This is a genomic window from Granulicella rosea, assembly GCF_900188085.1.
GTDB lineage: Bacteria > Acidobacteriota > Terriglobia > Terriglobales > Acidobacteriaceae > Edaphobacter > Edaphobacter rosea.
In genome coordinates, this window is the sequence record NZ_FZOU01000002.1 from 611,525 (window position 1) to 630,087 (window position 18,563).

At 64.2% G+C, this 18,563-nt stretch carries 15 protein-coding genes; 11 read left to right on the forward strand and 4 right to left on the reverse strand.

Annotation, left to right across the window (positions count from 1 at the left end; genetic code table 11):
• Positions 1 to 85: 85 nt before the first annotated feature.
• Positions 86 to 1,009, reverse strand: coding sequence for a non-homologous end joining protein Ku (ku, locus tag CHB87_RS08645; RefSeq protein ID WP_089407995.1), 924 nt, complete (start codon positions 1,007 to 1,009; stop codon positions 86 to 88).
• A gap of 89 nt (positions 1,010 to 1,098) precedes the next feature.
• Here ku and CHB87_RS08650 point away from each other — a divergent pair, with 89 nt between their 5' ends.
• Positions 1,099 to 2,226 (forward strand): DNA polymerase III subunit, encoded by a 1,128-nt coding sequence (locus tag CHB87_RS08650; RefSeq protein ID WP_089407996.1) that lies wholly within the window; start codon positions 1,099 to 1,101, stop codon positions 2,224 to 2,226.
• A 164-nt stretch (positions 2,227 to 2,390) separates the two neighbouring features.
• On the opposite strand, the gene CHB87_RS08655 is transcribed toward CHB87_RS08650, so the two are convergent.
• Complete coding sequence (locus tag CHB87_RS08655; protein WP_245817890.1) at positions 2,391 to 3,443, reverse strand: L-threonylcarbamoyladenylate synthase; 1,053 nt, start codon at positions 3,441 to 3,443, stop codon at positions 2,391 to 2,393.
• 181 nt (positions 3,444 to 3,624) lie between these two features.
• On the opposite strand from CHB87_RS08655, the gene CHB87_RS08660 reads away from it, so the two are divergent.
• Both CHB87_RS08660 and CHB87_RS08665 read left to right on the forward strand, forming a co-directional pair.
• Entirely contained in the window at positions 3,625 to 4,239 is a 615-nt protein-coding gene (locus CHB87_RS08660) for a class IV adenylate cyclase (protein WP_089407998.1), read from the forward strand.
• A gap of 126 nt (positions 4,240 to 4,365) precedes the next feature.
• The gene (locus tag CHB87_RS08665; RefSeq protein WP_089407999.1) at positions 4,366 to 6,033 is read left to right on the forward strand and encodes a methyl-accepting chemotaxis protein; all 1,668 of its coding nucleotides are present in this window, start codon (positions 4,366 to 4,368) and stop codon (positions 6,031 to 6,033) included.
• 90 nt (positions 6,034 to 6,123) lie between these two features.
• Here the strand turns inward: CHB87_RS08665 and CHB87_RS08670 are convergent, their stop codons facing one another.
• Positions 6,124 to 7,095: an energy transducer TonB gene (locus CHB87_RS08670; protein WP_089408000.1), complete on the reverse strand. Its 972-nt coding sequence runs from the start codon at positions 7,093 to 7,095 to the stop codon at positions 6,124 to 6,126.
• 337 nt (positions 7,096 to 7,432) lie between these two features.
• Between CHB87_RS08670 and ileS the strand changes: the two genes are divergently transcribed.
• The 8 genes from ileS (at position 7,433) to CHB87_RS08710 (ending at position 17,475) form a co-directional block, all read left to right on the forward strand.
• A complete protein-coding gene (ileS, locus tag CHB87_RS08675) occupies positions 7,433 to 10,333 on the forward strand; it encodes an isoleucine--tRNA ligase (RefSeq protein ID WP_089408001.1) in 2,901 nt (966 codons plus the stop codon).
• Between the two features lie 116 nt (positions 10,334 to 10,449).
• Complete coding sequence (gene lspA / locus CHB87_RS08680) at positions 10,450 to 10,959, forward strand: signal peptidase II (RefSeq protein WP_089408002.1); 510 nt, start codon at positions 10,450 to 10,452, stop codon at positions 10,957 to 10,959.
• Between the two features lie 3 nt (positions 10,960 to 10,962).
• Positions 10,963 to 11,142: a hypothetical protein gene (locus CHB87_RS08685; RefSeq protein ID WP_089408003.1), complete on the forward strand. Its 180-nt coding sequence runs from the start codon at positions 10,963 to 10,965 to the stop codon at positions 11,140 to 11,142.
• Between the two features lie 64 nt (positions 11,143 to 11,206).
• Positions 11,207 to 14,248, forward strand: a complete 3,042-nt coding sequence (uvrA, locus tag CHB87_RS08690; protein WP_089408004.1) for an excinuclease ABC subunit UvrA — start codon at positions 11,207 to 11,209, stop codon at positions 14,246 to 14,248.
• A 107-nt stretch (positions 14,249 to 14,355) separates the two neighbouring features.
• Positions 14,356 to 15,654 carry a tetratricopeptide repeat protein gene (locus CHB87_RS08695; protein ID WP_176441666.1) on the forward strand — a complete coding sequence of 433 codons (1,299 nt, stop codon included), beginning with the start codon at positions 14,356 to 14,358 and terminating at the stop codon, positions 15,652 to 15,654.
• Between the two features lie 32 nt (positions 15,655 to 15,686).
• Positions 15,687 to 16,154, forward strand: coding sequence for a hypothetical protein (locus CHB87_RS08700; protein ID WP_089408006.1), 468 nt, complete (start codon positions 15,687 to 15,689; stop codon positions 16,152 to 16,154).
• Between the two features lie 2 nt (positions 16,155 to 16,156).
• On the forward strand, positions 16,157 to 16,696 hold the full coding sequence (locus CHB87_RS08705; RefSeq protein WP_089408007.1) for a hypothetical protein: 540 nt from the start codon (positions 16,157 to 16,159) through the stop codon (positions 16,694 to 16,696).
• 155 nt (positions 16,697 to 16,851) lie between these two features.
• Positions 16,852 to 17,475 carry a SprT-like domain-containing protein gene (locus CHB87_RS08710; protein WP_245817901.1) on the forward strand — a complete coding sequence of 208 codons (624 nt, stop codon included), beginning with the start codon at positions 16,852 to 16,854 and terminating at the stop codon, positions 17,473 to 17,475.
• 48 nt (positions 17,476 to 17,523) lie between these two features.
• Here the strand turns inward: CHB87_RS08710 and CHB87_RS08715 are convergent, their stop codons facing one another.
• Positions 17,524 to 18,546, reverse strand: coding sequence for a pectinesterase family protein (locus CHB87_RS08715; RefSeq protein ID WP_217897023.1), 1,023 nt, complete (start codon positions 18,544 to 18,546; stop codon positions 17,524 to 17,526).
• Between the last annotated feature and the right edge of the window lie 17 nt (positions 18,547 to 18,563).

The following is an 18,563-nucleotide window of genomic DNA, read 5'->3' on the forward strand; positions in this document are numbered from 1 at the left end:
TATTCCTGCTTCTCTTTATTCTTGCTTTGCTTGTCATCCTCGAAGAGGATCTGCTTTTGCCTTTCTTCCCTGCTAATCCAAGATATTAAGCCGACTTACGCTTCGACTTACTTGTCGACTTATGCGCAGCCGCCTTGGCAGCAGGCTTGACCAGCACAATCCCACGCTTCGGAGCCGAAGAGGCAGCAGGCTCGGCGGCAGCCTTCTCGGGTTTTTCACCCACGGCATCGCTCTGCACACTCTTTCGCAGCGCATCCATCAAACTCACCACTTTACCCGCGGGAGCAGCGGGCTCGTCCTTCGGCAACGGCGCATGACTCACCTTCGCCTCCACCATCGCGCGCAGCGCAACCTCGTACTCATCCTTGAAATCCTGCGGCGCAAACTTAGCCGCCTTACGCTTGATGAGCTCCTTGGCGAGCGATAACTGGTCGTCGTCGATCTTGACTTTTTTAATATCGGAGAAATAATCGGCAGGCTTGCGTAACTCCTCCGCATAGCGCATCAGGTAAGCCATCATCCCGCCTAACTCGTCGTCGCTCGTCGCCGAGATAGCCACGACATGCTCGCGTCCCCCAAACGCGATCTTACCCAGCGCAACCTTCCCGGTCTCCTGCAAAGCCTTGCGCACCACGGCGAACGCCTCAGCCTGGGACGCGCTCTCCGGCGTCACAAAGTAAGGCTTCTCGAAGTACTCCGGATCGATCTCCGACTCATCGACAAACTGCGTCACGGCCAGCGTCTTGCGCGAAGGAATGCGCAGGTTCTCAATCTCATCCGGTTCAATCTGGATGTACTCGCCCTTGCGATACTCGTAGCCCTTGACGATGCCGCTCGCCTCGACCGGCGCGTCATCGCCCGACACCTTTTGGTGACGCACTCGCTCACCGGTCTTGCGGTCGATCTGATGGAAGCGAATCTCGCTCTTCGACTCCGTCGCCGGAAAAAAGTTGACCCCAAACGAAACGAGCGAAATCTGTATCTGACCGGACCAATAAGGACGGGGCATGGTTATTCTCCAACTATTTAGGAGTGGAAAACCCGTACGAAAGATGCCCCACCGCAGCCCAGGCTTTCGGATGAGTTAAGCTGGAAGACGTGCCGTTACCCGCAACCTTCAACGAATTTCTCGGCAGCACCCCGGCCATCGAGGGCCTGCGCACCGCCATCGCCGGCGGACGCCTGCCGCACTCGCTCATCCTCGCCGGTCCGCAGGGCGCGGGCAAGTACACCCTCGCGCTGATGCTCGCCATGGCGGTCGAGTGCGAGCGCCAGCCGCGCGACCAGTGGTCCACCGGCCAGACGCTTGCCGGATTCTGCGGCGCCTGCTCGAACTGCACCCGCATCGCCTCCGCCGCCGACCTGCAGGAGCTCGTCGACGCCGCCGTCGCCGGTCGCGAGGAGATGCGCGAGACTGACAAAAAAGAGACCCGCGTCCTCATTCAGCAGCATCCCGACGTGCTCATCGTACCGCCCGACCCGCCGCAGCTCCTCATCAAGCTCGGCCAGGTACGCACCCTCATCCAACGCGCGCAGTACCTGCCCTCCGAGGCGCCGCGCAAGATCTTCATCCTCACCGCAGCCAGCTTCATGAAAGAAGCCGCCAACTCCCTGCTCAAGATCCTCGAAGAGCCGCCGGCCTACGCCCACATCATCCTCTGCGCGGAGAACCCCGGCGAGCTGCTGCCCACCATCCGCTCCCGCTGCGCCCTCATCCGCCTCGGCGCGCTGCCGGTGGAGGAGCTCGAGATGCTGCTCGCCGACCGCCGCCCCGAGTGGCAACCCAAACACCGTACGCTCGTCGCCAGGCTCGCCCAGGGCGCGGCCGGCAAGGCGCTGAGCTTCGACCTCGCCGCCTATACCGCCGCCCGCGCCGACGCGCTCCTGCTCATCCGCGGCGCAGCCGCCGAACCCGACCACACCACCCTCTTCAAAATGACCGAGACCTACCGCGCCGGCGCCGACGGCCAGACCAAGACCACCGCCCTCCTCCGCGCCCTCGGCCTGCTGCTCGAAGACCTGCTGATGTTGAACTCCGGCACGCCGGAGCTGCTGCGCAACGTCGACCTGAGGCCAGAACTCGAAAAACTGTCGGCCCAACTCAGCTTCCGATGGATCGAACAGGCTGCGCGCGGCCTCGACCAGGTCCAAAGCGGTATGCGCCGCAACCTGCTGCGTAATCTCTCTCTCGACGCCTACGCCGGCCAGCTTACGCAAAGCCGCTAGAGCCTGCGGTTTTTTTTTCTCATTCCCGAAGGGAATCTGCTTCTGTCTTTGCTTTCCTGCTTTGTCATCCTCGAAGGGAATCTGCCTTCCTCAACCCAGCCACCAAAGCGGGGTGCCCCACATCTCGCCTTTGAGATGTGGGCCTCGTGCGAAGCAAGCCCGATTTACTTCACCCGCGCAGCCTTCTCCAGTCGATCCCGAATCGCTGCCGCCATTCCAGCCCCATTCGGCACCGGACAGACGATCACATCGACCCCGCGATCGTCCAACTCCCGCAATCCGGCAAACAGCCGCCTCGCGAGCGTCTCGTGATCGCTCCAAGCACCCCAGCGGAAGACGGCCTGGGCGCATGAGGCGTCCCATCCGTCCGGCAACATGACTCCAACCGTAGCCACGCCATCGAACGCCTCATCGATCGCTGCAACAACCTGCTGCGTCGGTAGATAGACCTTCAAATCTTCATGAACCAGAACCACCCGCGCACGGGGCGCATAGTGCCGTATCCCAACCCCCGGTGACGGTAGGCTCTCCGGTTCGTCCGCCTGCACCGGGGGCGTATAGGCCACAAACCCAACACCACCCAATGACTCCAGCATAGAAATCGTCACGCCACCAGGACGATAGACCACCCATGGCGCCCCGTAGAAGTCGATATCGTCCTGCGACCAGCCGGACATGTCGACGTGGCCGTCCCACGGTCCGATCACCGTCGACTCAACCCCGACCTCCGTCGCGCCGCCATCCAACACCGCATCGATGCGCCCATCCAGATCCTCCAGCACATGCGCAGCCGTCGTCGGACTCGTATGCCCGAACCGGTTCGCACTCGGCGCGGCGATCGGCACGCCAGCCCTGCGGATCAGCTCCAGAGCTACCGGATGCGCAGGCATCCGCACCCCAACCAACGGCCTGCCGGCGGTCACCGCATCCGGCACCGCCGCACTGCGCGGCAGCAGCAAAGTCAGCGGCCCGGGCCAGAACGCCTCCATCAGCTCCCGCGCCCGAAACGGCAGTTCACCTTGCACCACCCGCGCAAGCATCGCCGCATCAGCTACATGCACAATCAGAGGATCCCACCCCGGACGCTGTTTCGCCGCGAAGATCTTGGCCACGGCCACCCGATCGAGCGCATTCGCCCCCAGCCCATAGACCGTCTCAGTCGGAAACGCGACCGTGCCGCCGCCCCGCAGCAGCTCTGCCGCCCGCGCGATCGCCACCGCATCCACTCCCAGCCGTTCTGTCTTCCAATCCGAAATAATTCACTCCCTCACAACCAGCAAAACCGGTCTAAAACCGTGTTCCAAATCGGTGCTCGTCTGCCCTGACCGGTGTTACGCAGTTCCGACTTCGACTTTCCACAGTTCCATCTTATCCACTCGCAGCCGTATACTCACCGACATGCAGAGCGCCGAGATCGAACTCAAGTTTCCCGTCACGAACGTCGATATCCTGCACGAACAACTCCTGGGTCTCGGCTTCCATCTCGACACCCCGCGCACCTACGAGCAGAACACGCTGTTCGACACTCCCGAGCGCAGACTCCGCTCCACCGGCCAGCTCCTGCGCCTGCGCCAGTACGGCGAACGCACCGTCGTCACCCACAAGCGCCACCCCGACGACGAAGACCCCTCCGAGACCAGATACAAGGTCCGCATCGAGACCGAGACCGAGGTCGGCGAGGCCCCGGCCACCGAGGAGATCTTCCGCAATCTCGGCTACCTGCCGACCTTTCGCTACGAGAAGTTCCGCTCCGAGTGGTCGCACCCCGCGCACCCCGGCACGCACCTCGTCGTCGACGAGACCCCCATCGGCGACTACGCCGAGCTCGAAGGCCCGCGCGGCTGGATCGACCGGATGCTCGCCGAGCTGGGCGTCGATCCCGCCGCCTGCATCACCCTCAGCTACGGCAAGCTCTTTCTGGAGTGGAAGGCTCGCACCGGCAGCCCTGCCGAAGACCTGACCTTCGCCCAGATTCCCAGCCCCGAGTACGAACCCGAGCTGATCCCCTCCTAAGCTGCCTGGCTGGTCATTCCCGGATGTGCCGTTGCCTCGCCAGATGGGCAGCCTGCCTCACGCACCGTCTCACCTCAGCCGATACACCCTGCAGCATCCGCTTTCGCCGCATGCTGCAGGAGCCTGATGAGACTTGAAACCAAACTTGGCATCTGCACCGGCGTGCTCATCGCCGGCTCTTTCCTTGGCGCCATTGCCGTGCATCTCCGTCTGGCGAAGATCATCCGCGATGCGGGCGCCATCAGCGTTGGCCGCGATCCCTTTGTGAACACCCTGCGCGATCTCCGGGCGCATCTGGCCAACGCCGCCATCGCCACCCAGTCCGCCATGCACCACGCCTCGACCGGCGGCGCCCTGCAGGACTCTGCCATTGAAACCGACCTGCAACAGCTCCGCACCGAGAGCGCGACCTTCGACCTTGCGGAGGAGCGCCCGCACTTCGAGCTCATCCTCCAGCAGTCGCAGCAGATGCACGCGCTCACCCGCGAGGCCCAGGAGTCGGTGGCGCTCGGCACAGCCGATGGCGGCACGCATGCCGCAGCCTTGCTGCACGAGAGCATCTTCCCGCTCGAAGCGCAGTTGTCGACCGAAGCCGATCAGCTCATCGCCTCACAAAGCGCCATTCTGAATGCGGAGTATGACGTCCTCCTGAAGGACGATGACAATCTCCTGCAGACGCTCTGGCTCGCGACCGGCCTCGGGGCCATCGTCGCGACGATTCTTTCGCTGACGCTCGGTCGCCAGATCACCGAGTCCATCCGAAAGGTCTGCGCGCGCGCCAACGCCATCGCAGGCGGCGATCTCACGGGCATGGAGCTCGACATCCAATCCGGCGACCAGATCGCCGAACTCGCCGACGCCATGCAGAAGATGCAGACCAACCTGCGCGCCGTCATCGGCACGGTGGTCCACACCGCAGGCTCTCTCACCGGTTCGGCCGCCTCCATGCGCAACGCCAGCGACCAGATCCACCGGCGCATCGATCAGCAGTCCCAGCAGACCCAGCAGGCGGCAACAGCCATGCAGGAGATGTCCGCCTCCATCGCCGAGGTCTCGCGCCACACGCAATCCGCCGCCGAAACCGCCCGTTCCGCCGCCCAGACCGCACGCGACGGCGGAGCCATCGTCAAGCAGGTGCTTGGCGCGATGCACTCCATCGCCGACGCCGTGACCGACACCGCCGCCACCGTCGGCATGCTCGGCGACGACTCCAAACGCATCTCTCAGATCGTCACCGTCATCGACGAGATCGCGCGCAAGACCAACCTGCTCGCCCTGAACGCCGCCATCGAGGCCGCTCGCGCCGGCGAACAGGGCCGCGGATTCGCCGTCGTCGCCGGCGAGGTCCGCCACCTCGCCGAGTCCACCGCACAGGCCACCGGCGAAATCGGCGCCATGATCCATGAGATTCAGGAGCGCACCCGCACCGCCATCGCCTCCATGGAGTCCGGCACCGGCACCGTTCGGCAGGGCGTCGTCACCACTACCCAGGCCGGCGAGGCGCTCGAGCGCATCATCGGCATGGCCGAGCGCGTCGACCGCATGATCGCCCAGATCGCGATCGCCGCCTCGCAGCAGGCAGCCGCAGCCGATCAGTCCAGCTCCAGCCTCGACTCGATCCACCAGCTCAGCCACGACAACCTTTCCGCCATGGCCACCACCACCGCCGGCATCGAAAGCCTGCGCGGCACCGCCGCCGCCCTCGAAGACCAGGTCGAACGCTTCCACATCGGCGACAACTCCCACATGCCGGCCGCAAAGCCCCAGCTCGTCCGCCCCCACCAGGCCGCCTGAACAATCCAGCCACAACAGAAAAGGGCCGCCGTCAAAGACGGCAGCCCTTACCTCTGCAAACCAGAACCACAAAAAACTGACCTCTAGCGTTTAGAAGATCTGGAAGTCGACCTCGACATACATCGCCACCGAGACCGGCTTGCCCGCCTTCATCGCCGGCTTGAAGCGATACTGCTTCACCGCTTCGACCGCCTTCTCGTCCAGACCCATACCCAGCGCGCGGACGACCTTCACATTGCGCGCCGTGCCGTTGGCGTCGACGACGATCGACAGCGTCACCACGCCTGCGACCTTCGCCTTGCGAGCCTCCTCCGAGAACTCCGGCTCCGGCTTGAACAGCACCTCCGGCGCAGAAACACCGCCGCCGATCCGCTCCAGCCCGCCGCCGGTATTGCCGCCCTCGCCCTGGCCAAGGCCATTGCCATGTCCGCTGCCCAGACCGCCGCCCGATCCGCCGCCACCCGAGGTGACGCCCACCAGCGGCGAGGTCGGCAGGCCGATAGCCGGCGTATCGACATGGGCAAACTTCACATCCGTCTGCACATTGATCGACGGATCGATCTTGATCTTCGGCTGCTCCAGCGGAGGCGTAGCCGGCGGCACGATCGGATTCTTCTCGAACTTGGGCGGATTGCCATGCACCACCGGCGTCGGACCAGCCGAGCCGCCACCGCCGCCCATGGCAACGGCCTTCGGCGGAGCCTTCGGTGGATCTTCCATCGCGATGATCGTCGGCGGATCGACAGGCTTGTTGATGGACTGGATCTTTTTCGTTCCCCACCAAACCGCCAACAGCAGCAGCGAGCCATTGATGACGACCGCAGCCGCGGTCGATTTCGGATCGCGCTTCACCGCCATCCGGTCCGGCACCGCGATCGGCTTCGACTCCAGCACCAGCGGAGGCAGCTTCACCGGGAAAAACACATCGCGCACGCTGCTGATCAGCGAGCCAAAAACGCCTTCATTCTGCGAGGAGAGATCGCCGGAGAGGTTGACCGCGCTGTCCGGCCGTACAGCCGGAGCGCCTTTTTCTTCCGTTGGATCGGGTGTCATCAAAGCCATAGTGTTCGCCTCAGTGCATCTGCATTTGCATGCAACGGATTCCGCCGTCTCTCCACAAAACCAACGCGCGGCATGCACACGCCACGCTGCATTCTACAAACTTTCACACATTCCTGTCGTCGAGGCCAGAGAAATTGAAATCCATGCTCTGAAATTGTTTCCACGCGCAGAACGACCTGAATTCTTTGACGTAGATAACGTGTAAGAAGTCTCTTCGGCCGGAGCCAATATATGTGGAGAACCCGCTCGGCGGATACAATAAGGGTTTGGCGCAGCCACGCGCCCCTGTTGCCGTATCGCCGTTGCTTCGTTTGCCGTCAGGATTGAAGAGGAAAGAATGCCCGAAACGCCCGAGACCAAGCCGCTCAAAGCTACCCTGAACCTGCCTGTCACGCAATTCCCCATGAAGGCGAACCTGCCCCAGAACGAGCCTGCCCGCCTGAAACAGTGGCAGGACGACGGCCTCTACGCCCAGATTCGCGCCGCACGCGCCGGCGCCCCGCGCTTCATCCTCCACGACGGACCGCCCTACGCCAACGGCGCCATCCACCTCGGACATGCGCTCAACAAGTGCATCAAGGACTTCGTCGTCAAGACCAAGACCATGGCCGGCTTCGACGCGCCCTACGTCCCCGGCTGGGACTGCCACGGCCTGCCCATCGAGATCAAGGTCGACGAGCAGCTCGGCCGCAAGAAGCTTGAAATGCCCCCCACCAGCGTCCGCCGCGCCTGCCGCGAGTACGCCCAGAAGTACGTCGACCTCCAGTCCTCGCAGTTTCAGCGCATCGGCGTCTTCGGCCGCTGGGACAACCCCTACAAGACGATGTCCTTCGACTACGAAGCCCACATCCTCGAAACCTTCTACGAGTTCTACGAGCAGGGCTTCGTCTACAAGGGCCTCAAGCCCGTCTTCTGGTGCCTGCACGACCGCACGGCCCTAGCCGAGGCCGAGGTCGAATACGAACAGCACGTCAGCCCCAGCATCTACGTCCGCTACGCCCTGACCAGCGACGCCGCGACGATTGCCCCGGAGCTCGCCGGCAAGCCCGTCTACACCATCATCTGGACCACCACCCCCTGGACCATCCCCGCGTCTCAGGCCGTCGCCTTCAACCCGACCATGGAGTATGTCGCCGTCGAAGCCTCCACCGGCGTCTACATCGTCGCCGAAGAGCTGCTATCGTCGGTCATCGTCCACTGCAACCTGCTCAGCGGCGCCAACCCCGCCGAACCGGCCAGCGCCACCGACGTCGTCGCCCGCTTCCCCGGCGCGAAGCTCGACCGCACCACCTTCAAACACCCGTTCCTCGACCGCACCATCCTCGGCGTTTTGGCCGAGTACGTCACCGCCGACCAGGGCACCGGAGCCGTCCACACCGCGCCCGCCCACGGCGTCGACGACTTCCAGACCGGCAAGCGCTACGACCTGCCCGAGCTGCAGTACATCAGCCACTCCGGCCACCAGATGAACACCGGCGGCCAGCCGTACGAGGGCCTCGCCCTCTTCGACTCCAACCCCGTCATCACCGAGCTCCTCCGCGAGTCCGGCGCGCTGCTCTCCGCCACCAAGTTCGAGCACTCCTACCCGCACTGCTGGCGCTGCCACAACCCCGTCGTCGTCCGCGCCACCGAGCAGTGGTTTATCGGCATGGAGACCCCCATGCCCGGCGAAGAAGGCGAGCCGCCCACCACCTTCCGCCAGCGCTCCCTCGACGCCATCAAGCAGGTCGTCTGGGATCCCGCCTGGGGCGAGGAACGCATCTCGAACATGATCGCCACCCGCCCCGACTGGTGCATCTCCCGCCAGCGTATCTGGGGCGTCCCCATCGCGGTCTTCCTCTGCGACCGCTGCGCGCACCCGCTGAACGACGAAAAGATCAACGCCAGCATCGTCGAACTCTTCAAGAAAGAGTCCGCCGACGCCTGGTACAAGCACGAGCCAGCCGACCTGCTTCCTGCCGGCACGACCTGCAGCGCCTGCGGCAACCACAGCTTCCGCAAGGAGATGGACATCCTCGATGTCTGGTTCGAGTCCGGCTCGAGCTGGCACGCCGTGCTCGACCAGGAGGAAGAGCTTGACTTCCCCGCGGACCTCTACACCGAGGGCGGCGACCAGCACCGCGGCTGGTTCCACTCCTCCCTGCTCACCTCGGTAGCCCTGCGCGGCATCGCTCCTTATAAGAAGGTAGCGACCTCCGGCTGGACGCTCGACGAACAGGGCCGCGCCTTCTCGAAGTCACTCGGCAACGGCGTCGACCCGGTCGACATCGCCAAGCGCCTCGGCGCCGAGATCGTCCGCCTCTGGGTCGCCTCGGTCGACTTCCGCGAGGACGTCGCGGCGAGCGAAAACCTCCTCCAGCGGGTAGGCGACAACTATCGCAAGCTGCGCAACACCTTCCGCTTCCTGCTCGGCAACATCCACGACTTCGATCCCGCAACCAACGCGGTAAAGTTCGCCGAGATGGAGCCGCTCGACCAGTACATCCTCGCGCGCACCGCCGAACTCGACGCCAAGATCCGCAAGGCCTACGACGAGTTCGAGTTCCACCGCGCCTACCACGCCCTCAACGAATTCGTAAACACCGACCTTTCAGCACTTTACCTCGACGTCCTGAAAGACCGGCTTTACACCTTCGCACCGAACCACAAGGCCCGCCGCAGCGCCCAGACCGCTCTCTGGCGCATCGCCGAAGCCCTGACCCGCCTCGTCGCACCCATCCTCAGCTTCACGGCGGACGAGGTCTGGTCGTATCTGCCCAAGGCCGAAGGCCGCGAGGCGTCGGTTCACACCGCACTCTTCCCCGATCTCGCCGAGATCGTCCCCGGCAACGAATCCACCGTCCTTGCCGACTGGCAGCAGCTTCTTGGCTTGCGCTCGGTTGTTCTTTCCACGCTCGAAACACTTCGCGCTGAGAAGGTGATCGGCAAGTCACTTGAGGCTGAGGTTGTAATCAGACTCTCGAGTGAATTCCAACCGGCATTGTCTGCAATCCTCAGGAAATACAGCTCAGCACTTCCAGAGTTGTTCAACGTATCCGCTGTTGAAGTCAGCTTGGTAGAGGCCGAAGGTCATTCCTCTGATCCGATCATCGACGCTGCGGCATCCGAGCAGCCGAAGTGCGAACGCTGCTGGCGCTATGTAGCAGACGTTGCCGGCAATGTGAGCTACCCCACCGTCTGCCTGCGCTGCGCAGAAGCCCTCGAAGCCATCGCCTTCCCACCCTACGCCTCCGCATAAGAGCGAAGGGTGGAGGCCTTACGCGGCCAGCTTGCAAGCTTTAAGCTGACGGCTCTCGAAGAAGCCTTCCATCCCCGCGCCCAGACCGTCCAAGCAATAGGAGAGTCAGCCCGAAGATGTCCGAAATCGAAGTCAAATCCCGCGACGCCCGCCTTCCCCTGCTCGGGGTCGCCGCCGTCGTCATCCTGCTCGACCGCCTCAGCAAGCTCTGGATCGTGAAGCACATCCCGACCGGTCACAACATCAAGATCATCGACAAGGTCTTTCTCCTGTCGCACGTGTTGAACACCGGCGCGGCGTTCTCGCTCTTCGCGGATTCGCTCTCGCCCGTCGTCGTTCGCAACGTACTGATCGGCTTCTCCGTCATCGCCGTCATTGTCGTCCTCGGCATGATCTGGAACGTCGGCAAGTCGTGGTCCATCACCGCCGTATCGCTCGCCCTCATCCTCGGCGGCGCCATCGGTAACCTCTACGACCGTGTCCGCTTCTCCTACGTGGTCGACTTCCTCGAGGTGCACATCTACCACTACCATTGGCCGGACTTCAACATCGCGGACTCGGCCATCGTCGTCGGCGCCTGCCTGCTGCTGCTCGAAATCTTCCGCGCCCAGCCCGCGCAGGAGTAGCCGATGGCGAACCTGCAGATCCCCGAAGAACTCCTCGCCGCCCTCGAAAAAGAGGCGCGCGAAGGCGGTTACGACAGCGTGCAGCAGTACCTCGCGCGCCTGGTTCGCCAGGATCAGAAGCGTCGCGCCAAGGAAGAGCTGGAGCTGCTCTTCAGCCGTCACGAACACAACGAGCCGCAGTAAATTCACTCCGTTCAACAGCGCGATTCGCAATCCACGCCCATCTGTCCGACAATAGAGTGTGGCGATGATTGAAGAGATAACCGAACAGAAGACGTCCGCGCACCCAGCGGCGAACGACCGGATCACGATCCGCGGCGCGCGCACCCACAACCTCAAGGGCATAGACGTCGATATCCCGCACAACGCCCTCACGGTCGTCAGCGGAGTCTCCGGCTCGGGCAAGTCGTCGCTCGCCTTCGACACAGTCTACGCCGAGGGACAGCGCCGCTACGTCGAGTCGCTCTCGGCCTACGCGCGCCAGTTCCTCGAACGCATCGAGAAGCCCGACGTCGATCACATGGACGGACTCGCGCCGGCCATCGCGATCAAGCAGAAGAACACCACGCGCAATCCGCGCTCGACCGTCGCCACCGCGACCGAGATCTACGATTATCTCCGCCTGCTCTACGCGCGTTGCGGCGCCGTCACCTGCCTGCACTGCGGCGGCATCGTCAAGCGCGACACGGTCGACGAGATCGTCACCGCGCTGCTCGCTCTGCCCGAGGGAACCCGCACCTACGCGCTCTTCCCCATCGTCCGCGCCGAGATCAAGCTCGAACCCCTGCAGGGGCCGGGCGTCCCCGAGGCCGAACCGGCCAAGCCGGCAAAGAAGCCCGCCAAGAAAACCGCGAAGACGGTCACGACGAACATCGCCGCCGCGACCCTGACCGACACGCTCAAGGATCGCCTGCTCGAACTCCGTCGCCGGGGCTACAACCGCCTCTTTCAGCACGGCCAGATCGTCGAATTCAGCACGCCCGAGTCGCTGCTCGAACTCAACTTCGACGAGCCGATCTTCGTCCTCATCGACCGCCTCGCCCTCAGCACGGAGATTCGTTCCAGACTGGTCGACGCCATCGAGACCGGCTACCGCGAGTCCGGCGAGATCCAGTTCCACACCGTCCCGCGCGGCGACGAACCGGCGATCAAGCAGCGTTATTCTTCGGCCTTCGAATGCACCACCTGCCACCGCGCCTATCGCGAGCCGGAGCCGCGCCTCTTCTCCTTCAACAATCCCTTCGGCGCCTGCCCGCGCTGCCAGGGCTTCGGCAACACCATCGACTTCGACCCCAACCTCATCATCCCCGACCGCTCGAAGTCGTTGATGAACAATGCGATCTCGCCCTGGGCCGGCGGCAAATACCGGCCGCATCACGCCGAGATGCTGCGCGCCGCCAAGGCTCACAACATCCCCGTCAACACCCCCTGGTACGACCTGACTGCCGAGCAGCAGCGCGTGATCGAAGAGGGCTCCGGCAGCTTCCCCGGCATTCGCGGCTTCTTCGCGGAGCTCGACCGCAAGAAGTACAAGCTGCATGTCCGGGTATTCCTCTCGAAGTACCGCGGCTACGCGACATGCCCGGACTGCCGCGGCACGCGCCTGCGCCCCGAGGCCCGCGCCGTCCTCATCCACAACAAAAATATCTGCGAGGTCTCCGCGCTCACCATCACGGCGGCCAGCGAGTTCTTCGACGCGCTCGACCTTTCGCCCGCCCAGATGGAGATCGCCGGGAAGGTCCTCGAAGAGGTCCGCCAGCGCACCCACTTCCTGCACCAGGTCGGCCTGGACTATCTCACGCTCGACCGCCTCGCCGCGACGCTCTCGGGCGGCGAGGCCCAGCGCATCCAGCTTGCGACCTCGCTCGGATCGCGACTCGTCGGCGCTTTGTACGTCCTCGATGAGCCGAGCATCGGCCTGCACACCCGCGACACCGCCAAGCTCATCCACATCATGGAGGAGCTACGCGACCTCGGCAACACCATCCTCGTCGTCGAGCACGACCCCGACGTCATCCGCGCGGCCGACTACCTGCTCGACCTAGGCCCCGGCGCCGGCGAACTCGGCGGCCACCTGCTCGCCGCAGGCACGGTCGACGAGGTCTCACGCAACCCCAACTCCATCACGGGCAAGTATCTCTCCGGCCGCGCGACGATCCCCGTCCCGAAGATTCGCCGCGAACCCGGTCGCGAGAAGCTGAAGCTCACCGGCGCGCGCATCCACAACCTGCGCGGCGTCGACCTGGAGATTCCGCTCGGTCTGCTGTGCTGCGTCACCGGCGTCTCCGGCTCGGGCAAATCGACCATCGTCCATCAGGTGCTCTACCGCGCGCTGATGCAGTCGCTCGGCCAGGCGTCCGAAGGCGCCGAGACGTCGAACTCTTCGCTCGCGCACCTCTACCGCGAACTCTCCGGCACGCACCATCTCAACGACGTCGTTCTGGTCGACCAGTCGCCCATCGGACGCACCCCGCGTTCGAACCCCGTCACCTATATCAAGGCCTTCGACGACATCCGCGCGCTCTTCGCCGCGCAGCCCGACGCCAAACGCAAGTCCTTCGCAGCCGGAGCATTCTCCTTCAACGTTCCCGGCGGACGCTGCGACGTCTGCGAGGGCGACGGCACCGTCACGGTCGAGATGCAGTTCCTCGCCGACATCGAGCTGCCCTGCGAGGAGTGCAACGGCACCCGCTACAAGAACGCCATCCTCGACATCAAGTACAAAGGCAAGAACATCTACGACGTCCTCAACATGACCGTCAAGGAGGCGCTTGTCTACTTCGCCGGCCACCCGCGTATCGTCGACAAGCTCTATGTGCTCGATGAGGTCGGCCTTGGCTACGTCCGGCTTGGCCAGTCGGCGACGACGCTCTCCGGCGGCGAGGCCCAGCGCGTGAAGCTCGCCAGCCATCTCGCGACCGCGCGGTCCATCACCAATCGCGCCACAACGAACGAAGTCGCCGCAAAAGCTCGCAGCCGTACCCTCTACATCCTCGACGAACCCACTACCGGCCTGCACTTCGACGATGTCGCCAAGCTGCTTGCGGCCTTCCGTAAGCTGATCGACGGCGGCGGCTCGCTGCTGGTCATCGAGCACAATCTCGACGTGATCAAGTCCGCCGACTGGGTCATCGACATGGGTCCCGAAGGCGGCTCGGGCGGCGGACAGGTCGTCGCCGTGGGCACGCCGGAGGAGATTGCGGCCAACCCCGCGTCGCACACCGGCCACTGGCTCGGCCCGGTCCTGAACGCCACCGCCCACCACGAACCCATCCCGGCGAGCGTCTAATGTCGATGAACCCAGTCTCGAGCTCCTATCCCCTTCGCCCCGCCCAGGCAGCCTGTCATCCTGAGCGAAGCGAAGGACCTGCCTCTATATTTCGGAGCTGCGCGGCCTTGCTTTTCGCGTTCACCCTCGCCGTTCCGCACCTTCCGGCCCAGGACTTCGACGCCAACCGCACCCACACCGTCGCCCCAAGCCCGGCCAGAGCCGAAGCCAACGCCGCGCTCGAAGCTCGCGACTATCCTCTTGCGCTGAAGCTGCTCAAGAAGCTGGCGGCGGAAGACCCTAAAGACGCGCACGTTCTCTACGACCTGGCCTACACCCAGGACGCGCTCGACCAAAACTCCGAAGCCGAGGCCAGCTATCGCGCCGCCATCGCCGACGACGGCAACTATATCGACCCGCGTGTAGGTCTCGGCCTGCTACTCGCCCGCGTCGGCCGCACGGCGGAAGCCCGCACCGAGCTGCTCGCCGCAACCGCGCAGCCGAATCCGAAGGCGGAGGATGCGCCGCTCCGCGCGCATGCCTTCCGCGCCCTGGCCCGCCTCGACCAGACCGCGCGCAACTTCGAAGCATCTCGCTCCGAGCTGCTCGCCGCTCTGAAGCTCTCGCCGGAGACCCCTGACGACATGGCCATGGCCGCCGACCTCGCCGTCCAGGCCGACGACCTGCCCGAGGCCGAAGAGGCCTATCGCCGTCTGCTGCAGCAGAGTCCCGGCGACCCAGCCGCCACCGCCGCGCTCGGGCATATTCTGCTGCTCGAAAAGAAGCCCAGGGAGGCCGAGCCGCTCCTGACCGCCGCGCTCGACCAGCATCCCGGCGACCCGACGCTGACCGCCCAGCTTGCCAGCATCTATACCTCCGAGGAGCGCATCGGCGAGGCCATCCCCATGGTCGAGCGCATCCACGCCGCGCGCCCCACCGACCAGAACATCGCCCGCCTGCTCGGCCATCTCTACGCCGAGAACGGCGACTGGGCCAAGGCCGAGCCGCTCTTTGCCGCGCTCATCACCCTCACCCCGCAGGATCCCGCCCTGCTCGACGACCGCGCCGATGCCCTCATCCATCTGCGCCGCTACGCCGAGGCCGAGGATCTGCTCAAGCGCGCCGTCGCGAACCCCAGGGCGTTCACGACGCCTGGCGACCTGGGATCGGCCGCCGGCCATCTCGCCTTCGCCGCCTCCGAGAACGGCGATCCACAAACCTGCTTGCAGGCCATCGAGCTGCGTGCTAAAGTTCTTCCAACTTCCCCGGCCACACTATGGTTGACTGCTATTTCGCACGATAAGTTACATCAGGTAAAGCAGGCGAAGGATTCGTATCAACAGTTCCTGGCAATCGCTGACGGTAAGTTCCCCGATCAGGAGTTTCAGGCGCGCCACCGGCTTGTGGCTCTTGAGCACATGAAATAAGTACGCCCTTTCCTGCTGCCTGAGGTGCGTTCATGAATCTTCGTGTCCTGCCGCACGCCGTGCTTGTCCCTCTCTGCGTCCTCGTTCTCTGCCTTCCCTGCCGCGCCGCCAGCTCGGCCGACTCGACGCTCGACGAGACCGCTCTCGCGCAGCTCGAAGCCCGCGCCCAGCAGGCCAACCCACGCGAACAGTGCTTCCTCTACACCGAGCTCGTACAGCAGATGACCGCCATCGCCGGCAAACAACTGCTCGCAGGCGACTCCGACCGGGCAAGCGCGACGCTCAAGCGCGTGGAACGCTACGCCAATCTCATCCACATGAGCCTGGCCCGCGACACGCGGCGCCTGAAAGAGGCGGAGATGGGGATGCACACCGCCAGTCGCCGCCTTGGCGAGTTTCTTCACCTCGTCTCACCCGAGGACAAGGTTGTGCTCGAGGCCACGCTCAAGCAACTCGACAAGGTCAACGAAGAGCTGCTGACGCAGGTCTTCGCCCACTGACCATGCGCCTGTGCGTCCTTCTTCTGCTGCTGACGCTCACCCCGGCGCTCCACGCCCAGGGCCACGAAAACGCCCTGAGCGACGCCGAGGTCGAGATCCTGCGGGACACCGCTCCACTCCCGGCGGACCGCGTGCAGGCCTTCATCCGCTTCATCGACGATAGAACGAAGACGATCCAGACCCTCGCCAACGGTCCGCGCAAACCCGGCTGCGAAGAGGACATCCACGATCTGATGGAGCAGGTCGCCAGCATCGCCGACGATCTCGACGACAACCTCGACGACTACGGCCCGCGCCATCGCGACCTGCGCCGGGTGCTGCCGAAGCTCGTCGCCGCGACCGAACGCTGGAGCAGCACCCTGCGCACGCCCGCCGATCACGAGGCCTACAACGTCCAGCGCAAGCTAGCGCTCGAAGCCGTCCGCGACATCCACGACGAGGCCGTCCGGCTGGTCGAGGAGCAGAAGACCTGGTTCCACGACCACCCGCCCGGCAAGGAAGACAAGGACTCCACAAGCGGCCATGCTAACCTCGAAAAATAGTGTCCGCCGAGATCATCCAACTCCACCTCCAGGCGCCGCACCCGCCTGAAGCCAAGGCGAAGCCCAAAGCCAAGCCAAGGGTGAAGAGTCTGGCGCCGGCCCCGCTCGTCAAGATCTTCGAGGAGCAGTACCGCGAGCTGCGTCCGCGTGCGCCCATGCCGCCCTTCGACGTGCGATTCCGCCGCTTCACTTCGCTGAACACGACCATCCGGCTGCGCGAGGGCCAGCTCAAGGTCCGGCTGTCGGACCTGCTTGAGGCAGCGCCTAGCTCGGTGCACGAGGCCATCGCCCACATCCTGATCGCGAAGCTCTACAAGAAACCCATCGCCGCCAGCCAGTCCGACCGCTACCGCCGCTACGTCTCGTCCGAGGCCGTCACCCGGCAAGCCCAGCAGATTCGCCAGGACCGCGGTCGTAAGATCCTGCGCTCGCCCAAGGGCCACTACTACGATCTCGAAGAGGTCTTCGAGACGATCAATCAACGCTTCTTCCACGGCCTGCTCGGCCGCCCGACGCTGACGTGGTCCGCCCACGCCGCCCGCCGCATGCTCGGCCACTACGACGCCGCGCACAACACCATCGTCGTCAGCCGCGTCTTCGACCGGGCCGACACGCCGCGCTGCGCCATCGAATACCTGCTCTACCACGAGATGCTGCACCTCAAGCACCCCGTTCGGGTCAAAGCCGGCCGCCGCTGCGTGCATTCGCGCGAATTTCAGGCCGAGGAACGGCTCTTCCCGGAGCTGGATGAGGCGAAGGAATACCTGAAACGGCTGTAAACCCTTTCTTTTCGTCATTCACGAAGGGAATCCGCTTCGGTTCTTGTCCTACCGCACAGCCTCCGGATTCCACCCATCCGTTCCCGCCAGCCACGCCTTCACCGTCAGCTTCGCCGCATCGCTCGCCGATAGCTGGTGCGAACCCGCAATCCTCTTCCCAATATCTCCGGCGTTCCCATGCGAGCCGAACTCCGCGTAGCTGCTCGTCTTCAGCTTGCCGTCCCACTCCGACCAGCCCGCCGGGTTCAGATTCGCCACGAAGTTCGTGTTTAAGAAGTAGGTGGTCGCGTAGGCGCGCCACGGCCGCCCGAGCAGCGTATTGTCCGCTCCAGCCGCCGCCGTTACCGTGCAGTTCAGGAAAAGATAGCCCGAATCCTCCGCCGGATAAACGCGGCTTTGCGCAGTAATGGTCGTCACGGCATGCGGCATGGAGTGCAGCTCGCAGCGATCGAAGACCGCCTTCGCATCGCCGAAGATGTAGTCGACATGGCCCTCGATGTAGCAATCGGCGAAGTACTGGCGGCTAGCCCGGCACGGCGCCCCCGCCATAACCTCGTCGGCTGAGTGGCACTTCTTACTATTTGCATACAGGGTGTCCTGAAAGCCGAGAAGACGGACGTGCCGGAACACATCCCGGTCGCCGCTGACCAGCAGCGCCACTGCCTGCGAGCCCTCATGCTCGGATGCGTGCGTTCGCTCCCAGGCGTTTTCGAAGGTCAGGTTCTCGGCTCGAAAATCGTCGCCCGTCACGGTCACGCTGGCCGATTTGGTCGTTCCACCGGCGGTCTTCGCGGAGTCGTCCCAGCTCAAAACCACATCTTCCGGCTTCGACCCAAGACCAATTATTTCAACATGATTCGCCAAAACATGAAGCTTCTGCTTGTAGATTCCCGGCTTGATCTGAATCGTGAGGCCGCTATCGGGCGCGGAATCAATCGCCGCCTGAACCTCCTTGAAGTCGCCCGTGCCGTCAGCGGCTACCGTCACGATCTTGTGGCTGGCAGCCCACCCCGGAAGAGCCAATCCCATGAACAAGGCAGCAACAGACAGACGGTTCCAAAGCAAACGCATAGGACCTCCAGTGGTCG

Coding starts and splice junctions, on each gene's coding strand:
- lspA (WP_089408002.1), top strand. CDS start 10,450: ATGTCCGAAATCGAAGTCAAATCCCGCGACGCCCGCCTTCCCCTGCTC.
- CHB87_RS08710 (WP_245817901.1), top strand. CDS start 16,852: ATGCCGCCCTTCGACGTGCGATTCCGCCGCTTCACTTCGCTGAACACG.
- uvrA (WP_089408004.1), top strand. CDS start 11,207: ATGATTGAAGAGATAACCGAACAGAAGACGTCCGCGCACCCAGCGGCG.
- CHB87_RS08665 (WP_089407999.1), top strand. CDS start 4,366: ATGAGACTTGAAACCAAACTTGGCATCTGCACCGGCGTGCTCATCGCC.
- CHB87_RS08705 (WP_089408007.1), top strand. CDS start 16,157: ATGCGCCTGTGCGTCCTTCTTCTGCTGCTGACGCTCACCCCGGCGCTC.
- CHB87_RS08700 (WP_089408006.1), top strand. CDS start 15,687: ATGAATCTTCGTGTCCTGCCGCACGCCGTGCTTGTCCCTCTCTGCGTC.
- ku (WP_089407995.1), bottom strand. CDS start 1,009: ATGCCCCGTCCTTATTGGTCCGGTCAGATACAGATTTCGCTCGTTTCG.
- ileS (WP_089408001.1), top strand. CDS start 7,433: ATGCCCGAAACGCCCGAGACCAAGCCGCTCAAAGCTACCCTGAACCTG.
- CHB87_RS08670 (WP_089408000.1), bottom strand. CDS start 7,095: ATGGCTTTGATGACACCCGATCCAACGGAAGAAAAAGGCGCTCCGGCT.
- CHB87_RS08660 (WP_089407998.1), top strand. CDS start 3,625: ATGCAGAGCGCCGAGATCGAACTCAAGTTTCCCGTCACGAACGTCGAT.
- CHB87_RS08685 (WP_089408003.1), top strand. CDS start 10,963: ATGGCGAACCTGCAGATCCCCGAAGAACTCCTCGCCGCCCTCGAAAAA.
- CHB87_RS08715 (WP_217897023.1), bottom strand. CDS start 18,546: ATGCGTTTGCTTTGGAACCGTCTGTCTGTTGCTGCCTTGTTCATGGGA.